General features: G+C 76.1%; 22 protein-coding genes. 18 read left to right on the forward strand and 4 right to left on the reverse strand.

The window, feature by feature from the left end; translation table 11 throughout:
- Position 1 precedes the first annotated feature (1 nt).
- Positions 2-706, forward strand: a complete 705-nt coding sequence (locus O7619_RS20110) for an MBL fold metallo-hydrolase (RefSeq protein ID WP_282282681.1) — start codon at positions 2-4, stop codon at positions 704-706.
- Positions 707-712: 6 nt separating this feature from the next.
- On the opposite strand, the gene O7619_RS20115 is transcribed toward O7619_RS20110, so the two are convergent.
- On the reverse strand, positions 713-1,045 hold the full coding sequence (locus tag O7619_RS20115; RefSeq protein WP_281588896.1) for a hypothetical protein: 333 nt from the start codon (positions 1,043-1,045) through the stop codon (positions 713-715).
- Positions 1,046-1,136: 91 nt separating this feature from the next.
- Positions 1,137-2,372: an MFS transporter gene (locus O7619_RS20120; protein ID WP_282282682.1), complete on the reverse strand. Its 1,236-nt coding sequence runs from the start codon at positions 2,370-2,372 to the stop codon at positions 1,137-1,139.
- A gap of 118 nt (positions 2,373-2,490) precedes the next feature.
- On the opposite strand from O7619_RS20120, the gene O7619_RS20125 reads away from it, so the two are divergent.
- Positions 2,491-3,480 (forward strand): LacI family DNA-binding transcriptional regulator, encoded by a 990-nt coding sequence (locus O7619_RS20125; protein ID WP_282282684.1) that lies wholly within the window; start codon positions 2,491-2,493, stop codon positions 3,478-3,480.
- Between the two features lie 10 nt (positions 3,481-3,490).
- Here O7619_RS20125 and O7619_RS20130 read toward each other — a convergent pair whose 3' ends face one another.
- A complete protein-coding gene (locus O7619_RS20130) occupies positions 3,491-4,624 on the reverse strand; it encodes an FUSC family protein (protein ID WP_282282685.1) in 1,134 nt (377 codons plus the stop codon).
- 197 nt (positions 4,625-4,821) lie between these two features.
- Between O7619_RS20130 and O7619_RS20135 the strand changes: the two genes are divergently transcribed.
- The 7 genes from O7619_RS20135 (at position 4,822) to O7619_RS20165 (ending at position 9,836) form a co-directional block, all read left to right on the forward strand.
- Positions 4,822-5,319: a nitroreductase/quinone reductase family protein gene (locus O7619_RS20135; RefSeq protein ID WP_282282686.1), complete on the forward strand. Its 498-nt coding sequence runs from the start codon at positions 4,822-4,824 to the stop codon at positions 5,317-5,319.
- 209 nt (positions 5,320-5,528) lie between these two features.
- Complete coding sequence (locus tag O7619_RS20140; RefSeq protein ID WP_282282688.1) at positions 5,529-6,272, forward strand: DUF3153 domain-containing protein; 744 nt, start codon at positions 5,529-5,531, stop codon at positions 6,270-6,272.
- Between the two features lie 170 nt (positions 6,273-6,442).
- A complete protein-coding gene (locus tag O7619_RS20145; RefSeq protein WP_181568724.1) occupies positions 6,443-6,784 on the forward strand; it encodes a hypothetical protein in 342 nt (113 codons plus the stop codon).
- 15 nt (positions 6,785-6,799) lie between these two features.
- Positions 6,800-7,408, forward strand: a complete 609-nt coding sequence (locus O7619_RS20150; RefSeq protein ID WP_282282694.1) for a glycine zipper family protein — start codon at positions 6,800-6,802, stop codon at positions 7,406-7,408.
- Positions 7,405-8,085: a carboxypeptidase-like regulatory domain-containing protein gene (locus O7619_RS20155; RefSeq protein WP_282282695.1), complete on the forward strand. Its 681-nt coding sequence runs from the start codon at positions 7,405-7,407 to the stop codon at positions 8,083-8,085. The genes O7619_RS20150 and O7619_RS20155 overlap by 4 nt, the downstream gene beginning before the upstream one ends.
- 16 nt (positions 8,086-8,101) lie before the next feature.
- Positions 8,102-9,352 (forward strand): phage tail sheath subtilisin-like domain-containing protein, encoded by a 1,251-nt coding sequence (locus O7619_RS20160; protein ID WP_282282697.1) that lies wholly within the window; start codon positions 8,102-8,104, stop codon positions 9,350-9,352.
- Position 9,353: 1 nt separating this feature from the next.
- On the forward strand, positions 9,354-9,836 hold the full coding sequence (locus O7619_RS20165; RefSeq protein WP_091055932.1) for a phage tail protein: 483 nt from the start codon (positions 9,354-9,356) through the stop codon (positions 9,834-9,836).
- Here the strand turns inward: O7619_RS20165 and O7619_RS20170 are convergent.
- On the reverse strand, positions 9,826-10,074 hold the full coding sequence (locus O7619_RS20170; RefSeq protein WP_282282699.1) for a hypothetical protein: 249 nt from the start codon (positions 10,072-10,074) through the stop codon (positions 9,826-9,828). The genes O7619_RS20165 and O7619_RS20170 overlap by 11 nt on opposite strands.
- Before the next feature lie 1,278 nt (positions 10,075-11,352).
- On the opposite strand from O7619_RS20170, the gene O7619_RS20175 reads away from it, so the two are divergent.
- From O7619_RS20175 to O7619_RS20215, 9 genes are read left to right on the forward strand one after another with little or no spacing between them, the layout of a single operon-like run.
- Complete coding sequence (locus tag O7619_RS20175; protein WP_282282702.1) at positions 11,353-11,742, forward strand: hypothetical protein; 390 nt, start codon at positions 11,353-11,355, stop codon at positions 11,740-11,742.
- On the forward strand, positions 11,742-12,491 hold the full coding sequence (locus O7619_RS20180; protein ID WP_282282703.1) for a hypothetical protein: 750 nt from the start codon (positions 11,742-11,744) through the stop codon (positions 12,489-12,491). Before O7619_RS20175 ends, O7619_RS20180 begins: the two co-directional genes overlap by 1 nt.
- Complete coding sequence (locus tag O7619_RS20185; RefSeq protein ID WP_282282704.1) at positions 12,488-14,059, forward strand: phage baseplate assembly protein V; 1,572 nt, start codon at positions 12,488-12,490, stop codon at positions 14,057-14,059. The genes O7619_RS20180 and O7619_RS20185 overlap by 4 nt, the downstream gene beginning before the upstream one ends.
- Complete coding sequence (locus O7619_RS20190) at positions 14,059-14,397, forward strand: hypothetical protein (protein ID WP_282282705.1); 339 nt, start codon at positions 14,059-14,061, stop codon at positions 14,395-14,397. Before O7619_RS20185 ends, O7619_RS20190 begins: the two co-directional genes overlap by 1 nt.
- The gene (locus O7619_RS20195) at positions 14,394-14,855 is read left to right on the forward strand and encodes a GPW/gp25 family protein (RefSeq protein WP_282282706.1); all 462 of its coding nucleotides are present in this window, start codon (positions 14,394-14,396) and stop codon (positions 14,853-14,855) included. The genes O7619_RS20190 and O7619_RS20195 overlap by 4 nt, the downstream gene beginning before the upstream one ends.
- Positions 14,852-17,524: a putative baseplate assembly protein gene (locus O7619_RS20200; protein WP_282282707.1), complete on the forward strand. Its 2,673-nt coding sequence runs from the start codon at positions 14,852-14,854 to the stop codon at positions 17,522-17,524. Before O7619_RS20195 ends, O7619_RS20200 begins: the two co-directional genes overlap by 4 nt.
- Positions 17,505-18,179, forward strand: a complete 675-nt coding sequence (locus O7619_RS20205; protein WP_282282708.1) for a phage tail protein — start codon at positions 17,505-17,507, stop codon at positions 18,177-18,179. Before O7619_RS20200 ends, O7619_RS20205 begins: the two co-directional genes overlap by 20 nt.
- Positions 18,176-19,096, forward strand: a complete 921-nt coding sequence (locus O7619_RS20210) for a hypothetical protein (RefSeq protein WP_282282710.1) — start codon at positions 18,176-18,178, stop codon at positions 19,094-19,096. The genes O7619_RS20205 and O7619_RS20210 overlap by 4 nt, the downstream gene beginning before the upstream one ends.
- The gene (locus tag O7619_RS20215; protein ID WP_282282712.1) at positions 19,093-19,569 is read left to right on the forward strand and encodes a hypothetical protein; all 477 of its coding nucleotides are present in this window, start codon (positions 19,093-19,095) and stop codon (positions 19,567-19,569) included. Before O7619_RS20210 ends, O7619_RS20215 begins: the two co-directional genes overlap by 4 nt.
- Positions 19,570-19,583 lie beyond the last annotated feature (14 nt).

A 19,583-nucleotide genomic window follows, 5' to 3' on the forward strand; every position in this document is an offset into this window, starting at 1 on the left:
CATGGAGCTGCGCCACCTGGCCGACCGGGTCTGGTTGGCCCCCGGCGACCCCGACCCCGGCGCGATCCGGCCCGCCGTGGCGATCGTCGCCGACGATCGGGGCAGCGTGCTCGTCGACGCCGGCCACAGTCCGGCGCACGCCCGGGAGATCCGCGCCGGGATCGCCGCCGCCCGGCTGCCGGAGCCGCGCTGGCTGGTCTACACCCACCACCACTGGGACCACGTGTGGGGCGCCTGCGCCTGGCCGGACGTGGAGATCGTGGGGCACGAGGCCGGCGTCGATCCGCTGCGCGCCGAGGCGGCCCGCCCGTGGAGCCACCGGCACCTGCGGGAGGGTGCCCGCGCCGAGCCCCGGCTCGGGCCCAGCCACCGGGCCCGGGCGCTCGCGGTGGACGACTGGGACGGCTTCGCGGTGCTGCCGCCGACCCGCACGTTCACCGACGAGCTGATGCTGCCCACCGGTGTGGTGCTGCGGCACGTCGGCGGCCGGCACGCCGCCGACTCGACGGTGGTGCTGGTGCCGGACTCCCGGGTGCTGCTGCTCGGCGACTGCTGGTATCCGCCGCCGCTGCACGAGCGCACGCCCACCGACGGCCCGGATCTGGCGCTGGCCCGCGGCCTGCTCTCCGAGCACGTCGAGTGGTATGTCTCCGCGCACGACGAGCCGCTGCGCCGCGAGGAGGCCCGCGCCGCGCTCGGTGACTGAGCGCGGTCAGCGTTTGCGGCGCTCCGGGTGCGCCCGGTTCCACGCCCGCATCCGCTCCGGGTAGCCGGTGCGGGCCGCCTCGTAGAGCGGCACCGCGTGTCGCCGGGCGATCGTGCCGGCGACCCGGGGCGAGCCGGTGCGGCGGCGGATCCACTCCCCGTCGTGGGCGATGGCGACCACCGTGGTGTCCGTGGCGGTGGTCTCCGGCTCCAGATAGAACTCGACCCCGCGCCGGCTGGTCACGAACGCCTCGAGCTGCGCCAGGTCCTCCCGGTTCGCCTCGCGGTCGAGCTTCGTCGGGGTCGTCGGGTCGGCGGCCCGGCGGCTGAACCAACGCATGCCCGCCTCCTCTCCTCGCCGTCGGAGTCCCAGTGCAGCACGCCCGCCTGTCAGGCGGCTGGGAACATCGTGGGAGTCGGCTGGGCCCCGCTCAGCGCGCGGACGGCTCCGCGACCGCGGGCGGGCGGAGCACCGGCACCAGCGCGAGCGTGGGCAGCAGGAGCAGCGGCACCAGGCCGAGCGCGTTCAGCACGCCGAGGTGGTCGCCGAGGAAGCCCAGCAGCGGCGGCCCGGCGAGGAACGCGGTGTAGCCGATCACCGCGACCACGCTGACCCGGGCCGGCGCCTTGTCCTCGTCGTCGGCGGCGGCGCTCATCCCGACCGGGAACCCGAGCGACGCCCCGATCCCCCACAGCGCCACGCCGGCCACGGCCAGCGGGCCGGAGCCGGCGAGCACGGCCAGGGCGGCGCCGGCGGCGGCGATCCCGATGGTGCCGAACAGCACCGGCACCCGTCCCCAGCGGTCGATGGCGACCGTGCCGGCGGTGCGGCCCAGCGTCATGCCGACCACGAACACGCCGAACACGGCGGCGCCGACCGCCTCGTCGACCCCGTACCCGTCCACGAACGCGACCGCCAGCCAGTCGTTGGCGGTGCCCTCGGTGAACGCCATGACCAGCACCAGCAGGCCGACGAGCAGGGTGCGCGGCTCCCGCCAGGCGGCCAGCAGCGCCCGCCGCCGGGCCGCCGGCTCGCCCGCGCCGGCCGACTCGGCGGGCGCGGACAGGAAGGACCGGGCGCCGAGCATCGTGCCGGTCAGGACCAGCACCGCCAGGACCGGCAGGTGTACCTCGATCGGTACGCCGAGGTGGGCGGCGCCGGCGCCGAGCCCCGCGCCGGCCACCGAGCCGAGACTCCAGGCGGCGTGGAACCGGGGCATGATGGTGCGCCCGAGCCGCTTCTCCACCGCCGCGCCCTCGACGTTCATCGCCACGTCGCACAGGCCGGAGCCGAAGCCGAACGCGGCGACGCCGAGCCCGACGCCGACCGCCACGCCGGCCAGGCCGGTGACCAGGCCGGCCACCGTCATGCCGAGCGCGACGAGCACGGTCGCCACGACCACCGTGCGGGCCGGGCCGAGCCGCTGGGTGACCAGGCCGGCGGCGGGCATGGCCAGCAGCGCCCCCACCGACATGCAGAGCAGCAGCAGGCCGAGCCGGCCCGGGTTGAGGTCGAGCGCCTCGCGGACCGCCGGCACCCGGGAGAACCAACTGGCCACCGCGAGCCCGTTGAGGGCGAAGACGACGGCGACGCCGGTGCGGGCGGCCAGCACCGGCCGGGACGCCGGTGGCCGTGGCGCGGCCGGCGCGTCGAGGGTGTTGCTCACGGTGCGGTCGTCCCTTCCCCGAATGGTTCCCGACGACCATCGCACACCTGAGAGCGCTATCACCACAAGCGCTCCCGCGCCTTACCTCACCCGGCCCGGAGCGGGCATGATGCTTCACATGGGTACGCCGACCGCACGACCGGCCACGCTCGACGACGTCGCCCGGACCGCCGGGGTGTCCCGGGCCACCGCCTCGCGGGTGCTCGGCGGCTACGGCTTCGCCTCGGCCGGCGCCCGTGCCCGGGTGAGCGCCGCCGCCGAGCACCTCGGCTACGTGCCGGACACCACGGCCCGGGCGCTCGTGCGCGGGGCCGGGGTGCGGCTGGTGGTGGCCGTGGTGGGCCGGGACGACTCGGTCTTCGACGACCCGTACGTGCACCGGGTGGTGAGCGCCGCGTCCCGGGTGTGCGCGCCGCACGGGGTCGGGGTGGCGCTGGAGTGGCTGCCGCTCGGTGACCCGTCCGGCCTGATCCGGCTCGGCGCGGACCGGGGCGTGCACGGGGTGATCCTGGTCAACACCACACAGGCGGCGTTGGACGCGGTGCCCGCCCGGCTGCACGGCCGGGTCGCCTCGATCGGTCGGGGTTCGGCGACGGTGCCCTCGTTCGACGTGGACAACGCCGCCGGCGCCGGCGCGGTGCTGCGCCACCTGTATTCCACCGGCCGCCGCCGCATCGTCATGGTGACCGGCCCACGGTGGTTGACCTGCGCGGAACGCTCGGTGACCGCCTACCGGGAGCTGATGGGTGCGGTGGGTGCGCCGGAGCGGCTGGTGACCGGCGACTTCACCGCGGCCCGGGGCGGCGCGGCGGCGCTCGAGGCGCTGCACCGGTGGCCGGACGTGGACGGGTTCTACGCGGCGAGCGACGCCACCGCGTTCGGGGTGATCGCCGCGCTGCGCGGGCACGGCCTGCGGGTGCCGCACGACGTGGCGGTGGCCGGTTTCGACGATCTGCCGTACGCGGCGGTGAGCAGCCCGGCGCTGACCACCGCGACCCATCCGGTGGACCGGATCGCCGCCGCCGCGGCCTCGGCGGTGCTGGCGCAGGCGCCGGTCCCGCCGGAGACCGCGTTCGGGTCCACGCTCGTGGCCCGGGAGAGCGCCTGAGCGGTGGTGCTCAGCGCTCCGGCCCGGTGACCGCGGCGTCGACCCGGCTGAGCACGGTGGCGTCGTCGTCCACGCCGACGCCGCGCAGCAGGTCGATGGCGGTGGCCCGGATCTGCCCGATGATCATCGCGAGCGGCAGGTTCGGGCCGGCGGTGAAGAGCCGCCCGGCCGCGCGCACCGCCTCCAGCGCCGCGGCGTCGACCCGGGCGGCGTGGCCGTCGGCGACCTCCTCCTGCCCGCCGAGGTCGGCGGCGAGCGCGTCGCCGGCCGAGCGGACCGCTCCGGCCAGCGTGCGTACCGTCGCGCCCAGGTCGGCCGGGACGGGCGCCGCGCCGCGGGTGAGCGTGACCGCGGCCCGGGCCAGCACGCGGACGTTGCGTACGGCGTAGTCGGTCTGCCGGATCGAACCCTCCACCGAGCGCAGCCGGCCGAGGTGCCGGCGGCGGCGGAGGTTGAGCCGCAGCGCCTCGCCGGCGGCCTGGACCGCGTCGCGCAGCCGTTCCACCCCGGCGTCGGCGTGCCGGGCCCGGTCCAGCGCGGCCACGGCGGCGGTGTCGTCGGCGCGGTCGAGCGCCGCGCCGATCTCGTCGAGCACCTCGGCCAGCTCCGCGAACGTGTGCCGGAACTCGGCGACGAGCGGGGCGAGCGGCCGGCGGGCGTCGACGAGTTGACTGGCGAGCACCGCCACCGCGCCGCCGATCAGCGCGTCGACGAACCGGAACGGGATCAGCGACTCGGTCGGCGGCGACACCACCACGAGGTAGAGCGCGGAGACGGCGGCCTGCACCACGGTCACCGAACTGGCCCCGACCGCCACCGCCAGCGAGACGGTGAGCAGGATGACGGTGAGCACGGTCCAGGTGGTACGCGGGCCGAGCGCCTGCACCACCAGGTCGGCGACGAGCACGCCGGCGGCCACGCCGAGCACCACCTCCACCGCCCGGCGGATCCGCTGGCCCCGCGCCTGACCGAGCACGATCAGCGCGGCGGCGGGGGCGAAGAACGGTTGCGGGTGACCGACGAGGCGGGTGGCGAGCATCCAGGCGACGGTGGCGGCGAGGGTCGCCTCGACCACCGGCAGCCAGCCGCGCCGCAGCCGCCCGGCCGCCTCGTGTACGGCCGGCCCGACCCGTCCTCCGGTCACTGTCGCCATCGTCCGCCTTCCTGTCGCACCCACACCATCCTGGGGCCTGCCGGGCCGGGCGGCAGTGATCGGCGGCACCCGGTCCGGCCGGTTCGGCCGGCCGGGCGCGAATGGTGCGGGACGGAGCCCGGGTCGATCGACCCTGGTCGCCGCCGCCCGTCCCGGATTCCATTGACGGAGGGAGAGGGGAGGATCTCATGGGTACGGATCTGTGGCGCAGGCACCTGAGGTGGATGTACCGGGGTGGCCGGCCCAACCGGCTCGCCCGGGTGATGAACGGACTCGCCGCCCGGCAGCACGCCGCCGGCCTCGGCCCTCGGCACTGGGTGACCCTGGAGGTGCGGGGCCGGCGCACCGGCCGGACCGTCGCCCTGCCGCTGGTGGTCGCCGACCTCGACGGTGAGCGCTACCTGGTGTCGATGCTCGGTGACCGGGTCAACTGGGTGGCCAACGTCCGGGCCGCCGACGGGCGGGCGGTGCTGCGCCACGGCGGCCGGGAGGCGGTCCGACTGGTCGAGGTCGACGTGGCCGACCGGCCGCCGATCCTGCGTCGTCACCTCGCGCTCGCCCCCGGCGCGCGCCCGCACGTCCCGGTGGACCGGCACGCCCCGCTGACCGAGTTCGCGCGCGTCGCCCCGGGCATCCCGGTCTTCCGGGTCACCACGGACCGGCCGGAGCCGGGAAAGGACGAATGACAACCTTCCAGGATATCGATCAATTCCTTTTCCGGGGTCGTCCGAATGGGAGAGGTGACCGGTAAGATCGGCGACAGAGCGGCGGCCGATCGCTGACTGCCGAGCCCGGCGCGACCGCCCACACTGAGCGCATGAATACGAGACTCCGCCGCAGCCGGGCCTTTCGCCTAGCGGTGTGTCTCGCCCTCGTGGCGGCACTGGGCGGCTGTATGCAGCTCAACCTCGGGTTGACCGTCAACCCCGACGACACGATCTCCGGCCAACTGCTGCTGACCGCGCAGAAGTCCGTGCTCAAGCAGCGCAACCCGGACGTCGCGGTGGCCTTCGCCGAACTGCGGCAGAACATTCCCACGCTTCCCGCCGGCACCGAGACCCGGTACGAGGACGCCACGTTCTACGGCACTCAGATCACGTACCGGAAAACACCACTGGCGCAATTCACCAGCGAGAGTGTGAATCTTGTCCGGGACGACGATCTCTACCGTTTCACGCTTCCGCTTGATCCGAAGAAATACGGCGGAAAGGTGGCCGAGCAGGATCCGCGGAACCAGCAGGCTTTCATGACCTTGATGGCGTTCGAGATATCCGTGACGTTCCCCGGCCGGGTGCTCGACACCAACGGCACGATCACCGGCCGCTCGGTGAGCTGGAAGGTGGTCGCCAACCAGCCCAAGCCGGCCGAACTGCGGGCCGTCGCCGAAGCGCCGCCACCACCGGCCACCAGCCCGGCCGCCGCCGTGGTCAGCGGTGGCTCCTTCCCCTGGCTGCCGGTCGTCGGCGGGGTGGTCGTGCTGCTGCTCGCCGTCGCCGTGGTGGTCGTCCTGCTGCTGCGCCGCTCCCGGGGCGGCAGCCCGGCCGCGACACCTGCCGCGCCCGCCACCGGACCGGCCACCCCGGCCGCGCCCGCCACCGGACCGGCCGCGTCGACGCCGCCCACCGGCCCACCTGTCTGAGTCCCGCCGGCCCGGCCTCCGACCACCGCCGGAGGTCCCCGGGCCGGCCCCCGAGCACCGGCGACAGCCCGCCGGCCCCACCGCCGACCGGGCGGACCGTGGTGACAGCCGCGGGCCGCCGCACCACCTCACCCGACCGCACCACCGCACCGTCGAAAAGGGGGATCGTCGTGAACGATCTCTTCACCTGGGCCGCCCTGGGCAGCCTCACCGGCGCCAGCGCCGCCACCCTGCTCGCCACGAACGTCATCGGCGGCCTGATCGGGCCGAGCGGCGACAAGGCCCGCAAGTGGATCGCGCTGGGCTTCGCGCTCCTGCTGTCCTACCTGACCGCCGCGTTCGCCGACGCCGGCCCGGAAAAGTGGATCATCGCGTTCTTCAACGGGCTGGTCATCTTCTCCGCCGCGCTCGGCATCAACCAGCTCCCCCCGGGCAACCGGCAGGCGACGCAGGCGTCGCCCACCCAGCTCGCCCAGGGAAACGAGCCCCGCTTCGTCCGCTCCTGGGTCTGAGGGAGGTGACCGGACATGATCTTCGGCATCCTCAGCGCCGCCGTCCAGACCGTCTTCGGCGCCGTGCTCGGGCAGGCCGCCGCCGGCACCGTCGGCCTGCTCGTCGGCGCCGTCGTCGGCCTGCTCGTCGGCGCGCCCTTCGGCTGGGCGACCGCCTCCGCCGGCACCTACCACGCCAGCCCGAAGGGGATCGTCCTCTTCGTGGTCGACCACACGTGGAGCCTGCTCAACACGTTCGCCGGGGCGCTCTACCTGGCCCTGCACCTGGTCTTCGGCCACCAGCTCGACCGGGTCGTCTCGGCCGGCAGCGGCCGGGTCAACGTGCTCGAGGGCGTCTCGCCCCGCTACGCCACCACGATCGGCACGGTCTGCGCCGGGTCCAGCCCCGGCATCCAACGGCACGAGGACGTGCACGTGTTCCAGGCCCGGCTGCTCGGCCCGCTCTACCTGCCGCTCGTCGCGCTCAACTACGCGCTGTTCACCATCGCCCCGGTGTGGCTGCTCTGGCACGACCACACCAACGCGCCGATCAACAGGTTCACCCGCTACTTCGAGATCGGCGTCTACCCGCACGTCTGGAACGAGGCCATCGCGTACCGGATCCAGGGGACGCCGCCGCGATGACCGGTGCGATCGAGACGGCGGTCGCGGACGTCGCGACCTGGCTGACCGGGACGGCGGGCGAGTCCGTCCCGGTCGGCCCGCCCCGCGACGACCCGGCGGGCGGGCTCACCGTGTGGCCGCTGGACCTGCGGCCGGCCCGGCAGACGGCGTCCGGCGGTACGGCGCGCGAGCCGTACCGGTTCGTGGTCCGGCTGCTGGTCAGCGGCGGCGGGCCGGCGGCGCTGCCGGCGCTGGACCGGGTGCTCGCCGCAGCCGCCGACGGCGGTCGCGCGGAGCTGGTGCTCGCCGCCGGCGACCCGGCGCTGTGGCGGGCGCTCGGCGTGGCGCCCCGGCCGGCGTTGCTGCTCGACGTGCCGGCCCGGATCGACCGGCCCACGCCGACCGCGCCGCCGGTGCGGCAGCCGCTCCACCTCCGCCAGCTCGACATGCGCACCCTCGACGGTCGGGTGGTCGGGCCGCAGGACCAGCCGCTCGCCGCGATGCGGGTGGAACTGGTCGGCACCGCCCAGGCCACCGAGACCGACGCCGCCGGCCGGTTCCGGCTGGTCGGCGTGCCGCACGACCCCGACGCGCCGGACCGTCCGGTGCGGATCCGGCTGATCGGCCGGGGACGGGTCCACACCGCCGAACTGGACCCGGCCGGCGACGACCTGGTCGTCGTCCGCGCCCCCGACTGACTCCCCAGGAGGACCGATGCCCACCTACTTCTCCCCCGGCATCTACGTCGAGGAGGTGCCCTCCGGGGCCCGCCCGATCGGGCCGGTCGGCACGAGCACCGCCGCCTTCGTCGGGGTCGCGCCGGACCGGACCGCCCACGTCGACCGGCCGCAGGCGGTCAACAGTTGGACCGATTTCCTGCGCCTCTACGCCGACGGCGAGCACCTGGAGAGCACTCCGCTGGCCCGGGCCGTGTTCGGCTTCCTGGACAACGGCGGCACCCGCTGCTGGGTGGTGAACGTCGGCGAGGGCGGCCAGCTCACCGGCACCCGCGGGCAACGCGGCGGCCTGGAGGTGCTGGAGGCGATCGACGAGATCTCCATCCTGGCCGCGCCCGGCTACCACGACCCGGTCTCGCACGAGGCACTGATCAGCACCGCCGAACGGTTGCGCACCATGGTGGCGATCTGCGACCCGCCACCCGAGGTGGCCGACGTCTCCCGGCTCACCCGGGTCGCCACGCCCGGCAGGCCCGCGTCCGGGTCGTCCTCCGGGCCGGCGTCCGGGAAACCCGCCGAGGGTACGCCGAAGGACGCCGACGACGACGCGCCCGGCACCGGCGGCGACCGGCCCCGGCAGTCCGACTTCGCCACCTTCTACTTCCCCTGGATCCGGGTCCGCGACCCGCTCAGCGGCGACCTCGTGCTCACCCCGCCGAGCGGGCACGTGGCCGGCATCTGGGCCCGCACCGACGCGCTGCGCGGCGTGCACAAGGCGCCGGCCAACGAGCCGGTACGCGGCGCCGTCGACCTCGCGTACCGGGTCACCCGCCCGGAGCACGACGTGCTCAACCCCAAGGGCGTCAACGTGATCCGGTTCTTCGCCGGCGAGGGCATCCGGCTCTGGGGCGCCCGTACGCTCGCCGCCGAGGCCAGCGAGTGGCGCTACCTGAACGTGCGGCGGCTCTCCATCTCCATCGAGCAGGCCATCGCGGCCGGCACCCGCTGGATGGTGTTCGAGCCGAACGACTTCACGCTGTGGCGCTCGATCCGGCGCGACATCGGCGCGTTCCTGACCCGGGTGTGGCGCGACGGCGCGCTGCTGGGCCGCACGCCCGAGGAGGCGTTCTTCGTCAAGTGCGACGAGGAGACCAACCCGGCCGACGTACGCGACGCCGGGATGGTGGTGGCGCACATCGGCATCGCGGTGGTCAAGCCCGCGGAGTTCGTGGTGTTCAAGCTGAGCCAGTGGGCCGGCGGCACCGAGACCGAGACGATCGGAGGCTGACATGCCGACCACGGCCACGCCGCAGCCGGGCGCGCCCGTCGACCCGTACCGGGCGTACCACTTCAAGCTGCTCATCAACGGCGTCACCAACGGGCACTTCACCGAGGTCAGCGGCTTCGAGGTGGCGATACCGTCGCTCGCCTACCGGGAGGCCGGCAACGAGCGCATCCGCGCCGTACCCGGGCAGGTCGAGTACGCCCCGGTCACCCTCCACTTCGGCCTGACCAACGCCCGCGAGCTGTGGGACTGGGTGAACGCGGCGGCGAAGGGCACGGTCAACCGGCGCAACGTCTCGGTGGTGCTGCTCGACCCGGCCGGCACCGCCGAGGTGCTCCGCTGGAACATGATCAACGCTTGGCCGACCCGGTGGCGGGGCGCCCACCTGAACACCCTCTCCCAGGAGATCGCCATCGAGGCGCTGACCCTGGCGTACGAGGGGCTGGAGCTGGAGTCCGGCAGTGCCGCCGCCCCGGCTACCGCGTGACCGGCTGGCCCGCGCCCTGCGGGCCACCGCCGACCGCCTGACCGCCCCCGCCGGTCCCCCGCCCGCACCCGCCCCACGCCCGGCCGATCGTCTCCCCGCCGACCCGCGCCCGGCCAACCGCCTCCCCGCCGACCCGCTCCCGACCGACCCGCTCCCCCGTCGTCCCGGCGAGCCACCGGAGCACTGGCTCCGCCTGGTCGCCGCCCACGCCCCCGGCCTCCTCCACGACCTCACCCACGCCGCCGACCGTGATCAAGGAGTTGGTGTCCGCTCCGACCTCGTTCCCGACGCAAACTCCTTGATCACCGCAGGGTCCGCGGGCGAGCCGTCCAGATCTTGGTACGAAATGGCCCCTCCAGGGGCCGTTTCCTACCAAGATCTACTCGGGCTTCCGAGGGGTGGGACGGAAAACTCATATTTCGGTACGGGGCGGGGTGGCCCGTCGGGGCAGGGTGGCCGGTCGGGGCGGGGAAGGGGGTGGGGCGAGGGGCGGGGGGCTCGGGGCGGGTTGTGGCTCGTGGGCGAGGTGCTGCGGCGGTGGCGGGAGGCGGTGGCGTGGCTCGTCGCCGGTGCCTCCGCCACGGCCGGCTGGTCCGAGGGTCGCGGTGGCGCGGGGTCGCGCGCGGATGCCGTCCACGATCCGGCGGGCACGTCGCCCGGTCACCACGGCGGGCCGGGCGCTGCGTACGGTCCGGGCGGTGCGGGACCGTCCGGCGGATTCGCCGGCCCTGTCCAGTCGGGTCGATCCTGGGACGGCCTTACCGGCTCGGGGTGGCGTTCCGGCGAGACCGGTGCCGCGCCCGACGATCTTCTCGACGCCCCGCACCCCGGGACCTCGGCGGTCGGCGCCGCTCCGGCGCGATCCGGCGCGGGCCGGACGAGGACAGTCGCGGGACCACCGTGGCACGGCGCACGAGCGGCGGGGCCACCCGGCCCAGCCTGGGACGGCGCTCGGGCCGCCGGACCGGCGTGGCACAGCGCCGGACAAACGGGCGCGGGCACGCCATGGCCCGCGCCAGGAACAGCCGGTTCCGGGGCGGCATGGCACGGCCCGGGACCGGCGGGCACGCCATGGCACGGCCCAGGACCAGCCGGTTCCGGGGCGGCATGGCACGGCCCAGGACCAGCCGGTTCCGGCGCGGCATGGCACGGCCCAGGACCAGCGGGCACGCCATGGCACAGCCCAGGGCCGGTGACGACCGGCGCGGCAACCCGACCGGGTGTCGCCGGGGCGTACTCCTCGCCCGCCACCGTCGCGGGAGCACACCCGGACGGTCGGGCCGGCGCACCGGATCCGACCGGCGCACGGTCCGGGACCGCGGGATCAACCGCTCCGTCGAACCCGACCGGGTCGGGCGCGAACGGGTTGAGCGCGAACGGGACGGGCACGACCGGGACGCACACGAACGCGACGAGGTCCGGACGGAGCGCGGCTGACGCGGGCCGAGCCGTCGACCGGGAGCGCGCCGGCCGAGGTCGGGGCGGGACCGGCGGCAGCGCTGGATCGGCGGCAGGCATGGCCGCCGGGACGTCGGCGGGCGGCGCGTACCCGGCGACGGATCCCGGGCCGCTGTGGTTCGCGCCCGATCATCCGCTCACCCCGGCGCACCGGGGCACGCGGGCCGCCCACACCGGGTCCGGGTCGGCCGACGCGCCGGGGCACGACCGGGTTTGGGTGCGTCTGTCGTCGTCAGGACGACAAGAAACGCACCCGAACCCGACGACGGGCGGTGGGGAGCGGGACGTACGCCCGGGGCCGTGGCCGGCGCTGCCGGACCAGTCCGTGGTGACGCCCGCCCGGGATCCGTGGCCGGCGCTGCCCGACGACCCGGCGGCGCGGGCGGCGGCGCGGTCGGCCCCGTGGGGTGACGCGGCCCGGCTGGACCGGGAACAGGCGGGTGGCTGATGGAGCGCGTCGCCTTCCTCGTGGACGAGTCCGGCACCCGGGTCGACTGCCTGCTCAACCCGGAGACCGTGCGGGTCACCCGGCTGGCCGGGGTACGCCCGCGGGGCGGCCCGGACGGGCCGCTGACCGGTGCCGGCCTGGCCGACGACCCGCTGGTGTTCACCGGCGGCGGGCGTACCGAGCTGGTGCTGGACCTGCTCTTCGACGTCGACTTCGTGGAGTCCCCGGCCCGCCCCGAGGACGTCCGCGCGCTGACCCGCCCGCTGTGGATGCTGGCCGAGAACTCGGCGGTCGAGCACGGCTGGCCCCGTCCGCCGCTGGTGCGGCTGGTGTGGGGCAAGACCTGGAACGTGCCGGGCGTGATCGCGGCGATCGCGGAGCGCTTCGACGCGTTCACGCTCACCGGCACGCCACGCCGCTCCTGGCTGCGCCTGCGGTTGGTCCGGGTGGCGGAGACCGCCGAGGCGGCCCGCGCCGGATTCGAGGAGGAGTTGGCCGCGGCGAGCACGCCCAGCGTGGCGCCCGGTTCCGCGGTGGTCGCCGCCGCGGACGGCGCGGCCGAGCCGGGCTGGTCCGGGGTGCGGTTCGACCTGCTCGCCCACGACGCGTTGGGTTCGCCGCTGCGCTGGCGGCTGCTGGCCGAGCACAACCGGATCACCGACCCGCTGGCGGTGCCGTCCGGCACCGCCCTCGCCGTCCCCCCGGCCGCGCCACCGCCGGACGCCACGATCACCGGAGGTACGCCGTGAACCGGGCCGCGACGGTGACCGTGGACGGTCGGCCGCCGGCCGACCCGGCCCGGCTGCGCGGGATCCGGGTGGCCGCCCGGCTGGACGTGCCGACGCAGTGCGAGGTGACCCTGGCCGCCGCGCCCGGCGCCGGCGCCCTGGACCCGCCGGTACGCCCCGGCGCCGCCCTCGACGTACGCCTGGACGGCGCAGCGGAGGCCCTGTTCACCGGCGAGGTGACCGCCGTGGAGGTGGAGTACGCGGGCGACGGCGCCGCGCTGCTGCGGATCCGGGCGTACGACCCGCTGCACCGGCTGCGCAAGCGTCAGGAGCTGCGGGTGTTCGAGTCGGTGACGGCCGCCGAGCTGGCCGGGGAGCTGTGCGCCGGGCTGGGTCTGCGGGTGGCCGCCGAGGCCGACGGGCCGCGCCTGGACCGGCTGCTCCAGCACCGGCACACCGATCTGGAGCTGCTGTGCGAGGTGGCCGGCCGGGCCGGGCTGCACCTGAGCGTGGACGGCGACCGGCTGCGGCTGCTCACCCTGGACGGTCACGGCGAGCCGGTGCCGTTGACGCTCGGTGAGACCGTGCACGCGCTGCGGGTCAGCGAGAACCTGGACCGGGCCGGCGGGGAGTGCGCCGCGCTGGGCTGGCATCCGCAGCGCGCCGAGCCGCTGGGCCAGCGGGCCGGCGAGGCGCGCAGCGGGCGACGGATCGCGTTGCGCCCGGCGCCGGGCGACGTCGGCGCGGACGGGGTGCGTACCGCCGTGGACCAGCCCGGGCGCAGCGACGACGAGCTGGCGGCGTTGGCCCAGGCCGGGTTGGACGCCCGGGTCGCGTCACTTGTCACCGTCGAGGGCACGGCCGAGGGCGATCCGGCGTTGCGGCCGGGCCGGCGGATCGCGCTGGCCGGGGTCCCGGATCCGGTGGCCGGCGTGTACGTGCTCACCGACGTGGTGCACACGGTGGACGCCGAGGGCCACCTGACCCGGTTCCGCACCGCCCCGCCGGAGCCGCCCCCGGTGGCCGCGCCCCCGGCGGCCACGGTCACCCTCGGCACGGTCACCGACGTCGACGACCCGGACGGGCTGGGCCGGGCCCGGGTGACGCTGCCCGCGTACGGCGATCTGGACGCCGGCTGGCTCGCCGTGGCCTGCCCGGGCGCGGGCCGGGGCAAGGGGATCGTCGCGTTGCCCGACCCGGACGACACCGTGCTGGTGGCGCTGCCCGGCGGCGAGCCGGCGTCGGGCGTGGTGCTCGGTTCGCTGTTCGGCGCGGTCGAGCCGTACGACGCGGGGATCGTCTCCGGGCGGTCCCGGCGGTGGTCGGTGCGGACCGGCACCGGCCAGTCGATCGTGATCGACGACGACGGGCGCACGCTGCGGCTGGCCACCGACGCGGGCAGTTTCGTCGAGCTGCGGCCCGAGCTGACCACCGTGCACGCGGCCGGTGACCTGGTGCTGTCCGCGCCGGGTCGGGCCGTGGTGGTGCGCGCGAAGACCGTCGACTTCCTGCACGCCCCGGCGGCCGAGGACACCGGGACCGCCGCCGCCCAGGCCCGTACCCTCGCCCGCTCCGCCGGAGGTGGCTGATGCGTTGGATCCATCGCGACTCGCTGATCACCTGCGGACACGACGGGCGGGTGGCGAACCGCCCGTCGCAGCGGTGGGTGCGCGTGCGGGGCGTACCGGTGCTGGTGCGGCCCGACCCGGAGGAGCGCGACATCACCGCCTGCCCGAACTACGGCCCGACGATCAAACCCTGCCTGCACACCAGGACCGTGACCGTCGGCTACAGCGCCTGGGTGCGGGTGGACCGGCAACCGGTGGTGCTGTCGCACCTGGACGGCCTGACCGACGGAACCCCGCCGGGAACGGTGCACCACCAGGTCCGCGACCCGCGGCAGAGCTTCCTGGGGGCGGACGGATGAGGGCCTTCCGGTTCGTGGGCGCCGGCTTCGACGCGGGCCGCGCCGGTGGTCTCGCGCTGACCGCCGCCGGCGGGCTCGCCATGACCGACGGGGACGAGACGGTACGCCAGGCGTTGTGCCTGCTGCTGTCCACCACCCCGGGCGAGCGGCTGATGCGTCCGGGGTACGGGTCGCGGCTGCACCGGCTGATCTTCGCGCCGAACGACGACACCACCGCCGGCCTGGCCATCCACTATGTCCGGCAGGCGATCCGGCGGTGGGAGCCGCGGGTCGAGGTGCTGGACGTGGACGCCGGGCCGGACCCGGACGACCCGTGGCGCCTGGTGATCCGGCTGGACTACCGGGTGCGGGCCAGCCTCTCCCCCGGCCAGTTGGTGTTCTCCGTCGACCTGCTGCCGCCCGACGCCGACCTCGACGACGACCCGGCCGACCGGACCGGAGAGGGGGCCATCTCATGACGCTGCCGGTGCCGCACCTGGACGACCGCGCCTTCCTCGACCTGGTCACCGAGGCCCGGGAGCGGATCCGCCGCTCCTGCCCGGACTGGACGGACCTGTCCGCGCACGACCCGGGAATGGCGTTGCTGGAGGCGTTCGCCTACCTGACCGAGGTGATGATCTACCGGCTGAACCAGTTGCCGGAGAAGGCGTACGTCGCGTTCCTGAACCTGCTCGGCGCGACCCGGCACCCGCCGGCGGCGGCCTGGGCGGACGTGCGCCTCACCCGCACCGGCGCCGATCGCGGCCCGGTCCGGGTGCCGGCCGGCACCCGGGTCGCCGCCGCCCGTGGCGCCGATCCCCGGCCGGTCGTCTTCGTGACCACCGAGCCGGCCCTGCTGCCCGCCGGCGAGACCGAGGTGACGGTACGGGTGCACCACTGCGAGCCGGTCGAGGCGGAGCTGCTGGGCACCGGCACCGGTCAGCCCGGGCAGACGTTCCGGGCCGCCCGCGCGCCGCTGACCCGCACCACCGAGGCGCTGGACCTGCTGCTCGGGGTGGAGGTGCCGACCGGTTCGGTGGAGTTGGGCGCCGCGGCCCGGGAGCACGAGGGCCGCACGTACGAGATCTGGCGGCCGGTGGACAGCTTCGCCGGTCTCGGCCCGCAGGCCAAGGTCTACCTGGTCGACCGGGCCTCCGGGGTGGTCACGTTCGCCCCGGCGCTGGACCTGCGCCCGGTCCCGCCCGCCCAGACCGGGCCGGACGCCGGGACCGGGACGGACGCCGGGACCGGGCCCGGGAGCGTCCCGGCCGCCGAGGGGACGGCCGGGGTGACGACGGTGGCGGCGGTCCCGCCGGCCGGGCGGCAGGTGCGGCTCTGGTACCGGTGCGGCGGCGGGCCGGCCGGGAACGTGGCCGCCGGGGTGCTGACCAGCCTGCGGGACCCGCTGCCGGGGCTGCGGGTGGACAACCCGGCGCCGGCCACCGGCGGGCGGGAACTGGAGTCGCTGGAGTCGGTGCTGGCCCGCGGGCCGTACGAGTTCTTCGCCCAGCAGCGCGCGGTGACCGCGCGGGACTTCGAGATCCTCGCCACCGGCTCCGGCGCGGTGGCGCGGGCCCGCGCGTTCACCCGGGCCGCCGTCTACAGCTTCGCCCGCCCCGGCGAGGTGGAGGTGGTGCTGGTGCCGTACGTGCCGGAGGCGGCCCGCCCCGGCGGCCGGCTGCCGGTGGCGGTGCTGCGCGAGCACGAGGTCGAGGAGGCCCGCCGCCGGGTCGAGGCCGACCTGGAGCGACGCCGGGCGCTCGGTACGGCGGTGCGCGCCGGCTGGGCACGCTACAAGGCGGTCTCGGTCCGGGCCCGGGTGGTGGTGCGTCGCGAGGAGGACGTCGACGCGGTCCGCCGCCGCATCCACGACCGGCTGCACCAGACGCTCAGCCCGCTGCCCACGCCGCTCAACCCGGCCGGCTGGGCGTTCGGCGAGCCGCTGCGGGCCTCGAACGTCTACCGGATGCTCGAGCACGCCGAGCCGGGCGTGCGCTACGTCGAGTCGGTGCGGTTCGTGGTGGACGAGGCGCCGGACGCGCAGGTCCGCACCGTCGCGGTGGACCAGTACCAGCCGGGCACCTGGTACGCCGGGCGGGGGCCGGTGCTGTTCCGGTCGACCGACGCGGGCGCGGGCTGGGAGCCGGCCGGCCGGTTCGACGACGAGACGGTGGTGCGGGTGGCCCCCGCGCCCGCCCCGGTCCGCCCCGGCGTGGTGCCCCGGGCCGGCTCGGTGGCGGTGGTGACCGCCCGCGACGCCGGCGGGTCCCGGGTGCGGCTGAGCACCGACCTGGGTGAGAGCTGGACGCTGCTGACCGACCTGGAGGCCGGGGTGCGCGACCTGGCCTGGATCGACCGGGACGGCAGCGGCGCGCTGCTGCTGGCCACCGACGCGGGTCTCTACGAGGTGCCGCTGCTGCCCGGCGCGGTGCCGTTGCAGATCCTGGTCGACCCGGCCGACGCCGACCGGGGCTTCTACGCGGTGCGGTCGTTCGTCTCCGAACGCGGCGCGCCCGGGGTGGCGGTCGCCGCGCAGGCCGGGTACGGGGTCTACCTGTCCACCGCCGCCGGCCGCCCCGGCACGTTCACCCACGTGGGCCTGGCCAACGTGGACAACCGGGTCCTCGCGGTGCAGTACGACGGCCCGGCCACGCTGCTGTGGTGCGGCGCAGGCGAGCCGGACCCGAAGAAACCCGGCCAGGGCGCCCACCGCACCCGGTTGTTCGAGTCCGACGTGCAGTGGCAGTCGATGTCCGCCGGTTGGATCGGCGGCACCTGCCGGGACCTCGCGTTCAGCGGCCCACTGGCGCTGGCCGCCACGCAGAGCGGCGGGGTGGTCCGGCTGGACACCCTCGCCGGGCAGCCGCAGTGGCGGTCGGTGATGGTCAACTGCGGTCTGCCGCTGCGGGACCGGACCCGGTTCTCCCCGGTGGACGCGATCGCCGCCACCGCGCCGGCCGGCGGCGTCGGGCGGCTGGTGCTGGCCGGCGGCGAACGCGGCGTGTACCGCAGCGGCGACGGCGAGGACTGGGCGGCCAGCGCCAACCAGGCCACCGCCGACGTGGTCACCGTGCCCGGCACCTGGCTGCTCTGCTCCGGCGAGCACGACATCGAGGTGGTGCGGCAGGATGCGTCGAGCGGCGATTGAGCGGCTGCTGCCGGCCGCGTACCAGCGGGCCACCGGCCCGGGCAGCGTGCTGGGCGCGCTGCTGGACGTGATGGAGGCGCTGCACGCCCCGGACGAGGCGGTGCTCGCCGACGTCGACGCGCTGTTCGGGCCGTACCGGACGGCGGACGGGTTCGTGGCGTACCTGAGCCGGTGGGTGGCGATGGACCACGTGGTCGCCGCGCCGCGCGCGGACGCGCCGCTGCCGCTGCCGGTGGGCCGGCTGCGCGACCTGGTGGCGCACGGCGCGCTGCTGGCCCGCTGGCGGGGCACCCCGTACGGGATGCGCACCGCGTTGGAGCTGGCCACCGGGGTGACCGGGTTCGTCCTGGACGAGCCGGCGGAGCGGCCGTTCCACCTGGTGGTGCGCGTGCCGCCGGCCGCCGCGGACCGGCTGGCGCTCGTCACCCGGATCGTCGAGGCGGAGAAGCCGGCCGCGGTCACCGTCGAGGTGGTCGCCGCGCCGGCCGACGCGGCCGGTCCGCCCGCCGGCCCGCCGTCGCCCGCGGCTCCGGCGCCGCCCGCGCATCCGGCCGGCCCGCCCGCCGGCCCACCCCCGCCCGACCCGGTACGCGCGGTCGGCCGGGCGCACGTGCCCTCCCCCCCGCCCCACGACCCGCCCGAGGAGTCGTCATGACCACCGAATGGACCGTCGCCGCCGCCGCCGAACAGTTCACCCTGGACGCCCGCAACGCCGGTGAGCTGACCTTCACCGTGTCGAACCCGGGGGCGGCGCCGGACACCGTGGTGTTCGACGTCGCCCCCGGGGAGGGCAGCCAGCGCGCCTGGTTCACGGTGACCGAGCCGCAGCGCGTGGTGCCCGGGCAGGGGTCGGTGTCGGTCCTGGTCCGGCTCGCCGTGCCGCCCGGCACCCCACCCCGGCGCTACGACATGGCCGGGTTCGCGTACTCGGCGAACACCGCGCCGGAGGAGAGTTCCCGGTCCAGCGGCCGGGTGACGTACGACGTGCGGGCGGTCGAGCGGCCGAAGCCCTCGCCGTGGCCGTGGGTGGCCGCCGCGGCGGCGCTGCTGCTGGTGGTGGCCGGCGTGGTGGGGTGGCTGGTGACCCGCGGCCCGGACACGCCCCCCGCGCCGGCGGTGCAGCCGGTGGCGGTGGAGGCGGAGACGCTCGTCGCCGGCGCCGAGGTGACGTCGAAGAGCGCCACGAAGGCGGCGGTGGTGGCGCAGGACAACTGCTGCGACGTGGTCTTCTCCGGTGACAAGCAGCTCTTCTTCCTGGGCCGGGCCGTCGGCGACCGGGTGACCGTGTCGGTGGACCTGCCGGCGGACGGCACCTGGCGGTTCTCCACCGTGCGCGTCACGTCGTACGACTACGCCAACACCATCTGGCTGGTGGACGGGCGGCAGGTCGGCGACACGTTCTTCGGCTTCACCCCGACCGTGGTGCGCACCGACGAGTTGGACGTGGACACGGTGGAGCTGGCCCGGGGGCCGCACACGCTGACGCTCGTGGCGGTGAGCAAGACCCAGGGCACCGACGGCTACTTCGCCGGGGTGGACCTGATCCGGTTCACCCCGGTCTCCCGGCCATGACCGGGCGGCAGAAGGTGCTGCTCGTCACGCTGGCCGGGCTGCTGGTGGCGCTCTGGCTGGTGGCGGTGGCCGGGCGGCGGGACGGTCCGGGCGACCCGGCCGCCGGGCCGGGCCCGCTGGGCCGGCTCGGGCGCGGCGCCGGCGCGGTGGACCCGGCGACGGTGACCGTGGCGTGTGTGCCGCCGGCCGCCGCGCCGACCACCACCGCCGACGGGGTGGTGGTCCGCTTCGACGCCGCCTGCCGGCTGCGGGTCGCCGATCCGGGTGGCCTGCGCACGCTCGTGCTGCGCGGCGGGCCGCCGTTCGAGGTGACGGCCCGCGCGCCCGGTGACGCGGACGTCACCGTCACCGACCAGGTCACGCTCGGGCCGGACGGCGTGCCGGTGGCGAAGGTGGCGGTGGACCGGGAAACCGAGGTGGTCCTGCGGTGCCCGGGAGGTGGCGGGTGCGCGGTCACGGTCGCCCGGTCCTGACCGGGCCCGCCCGG

It is taken from the genome of Micromonospora sp. WMMD998 (assembly GCF_029581235.1).
In the GTDB taxonomy this organism is placed as follows: Bacteria; Actinomycetota; Actinomycetes; order Mycobacteriales; family Micromonosporaceae; genus Micromonospora.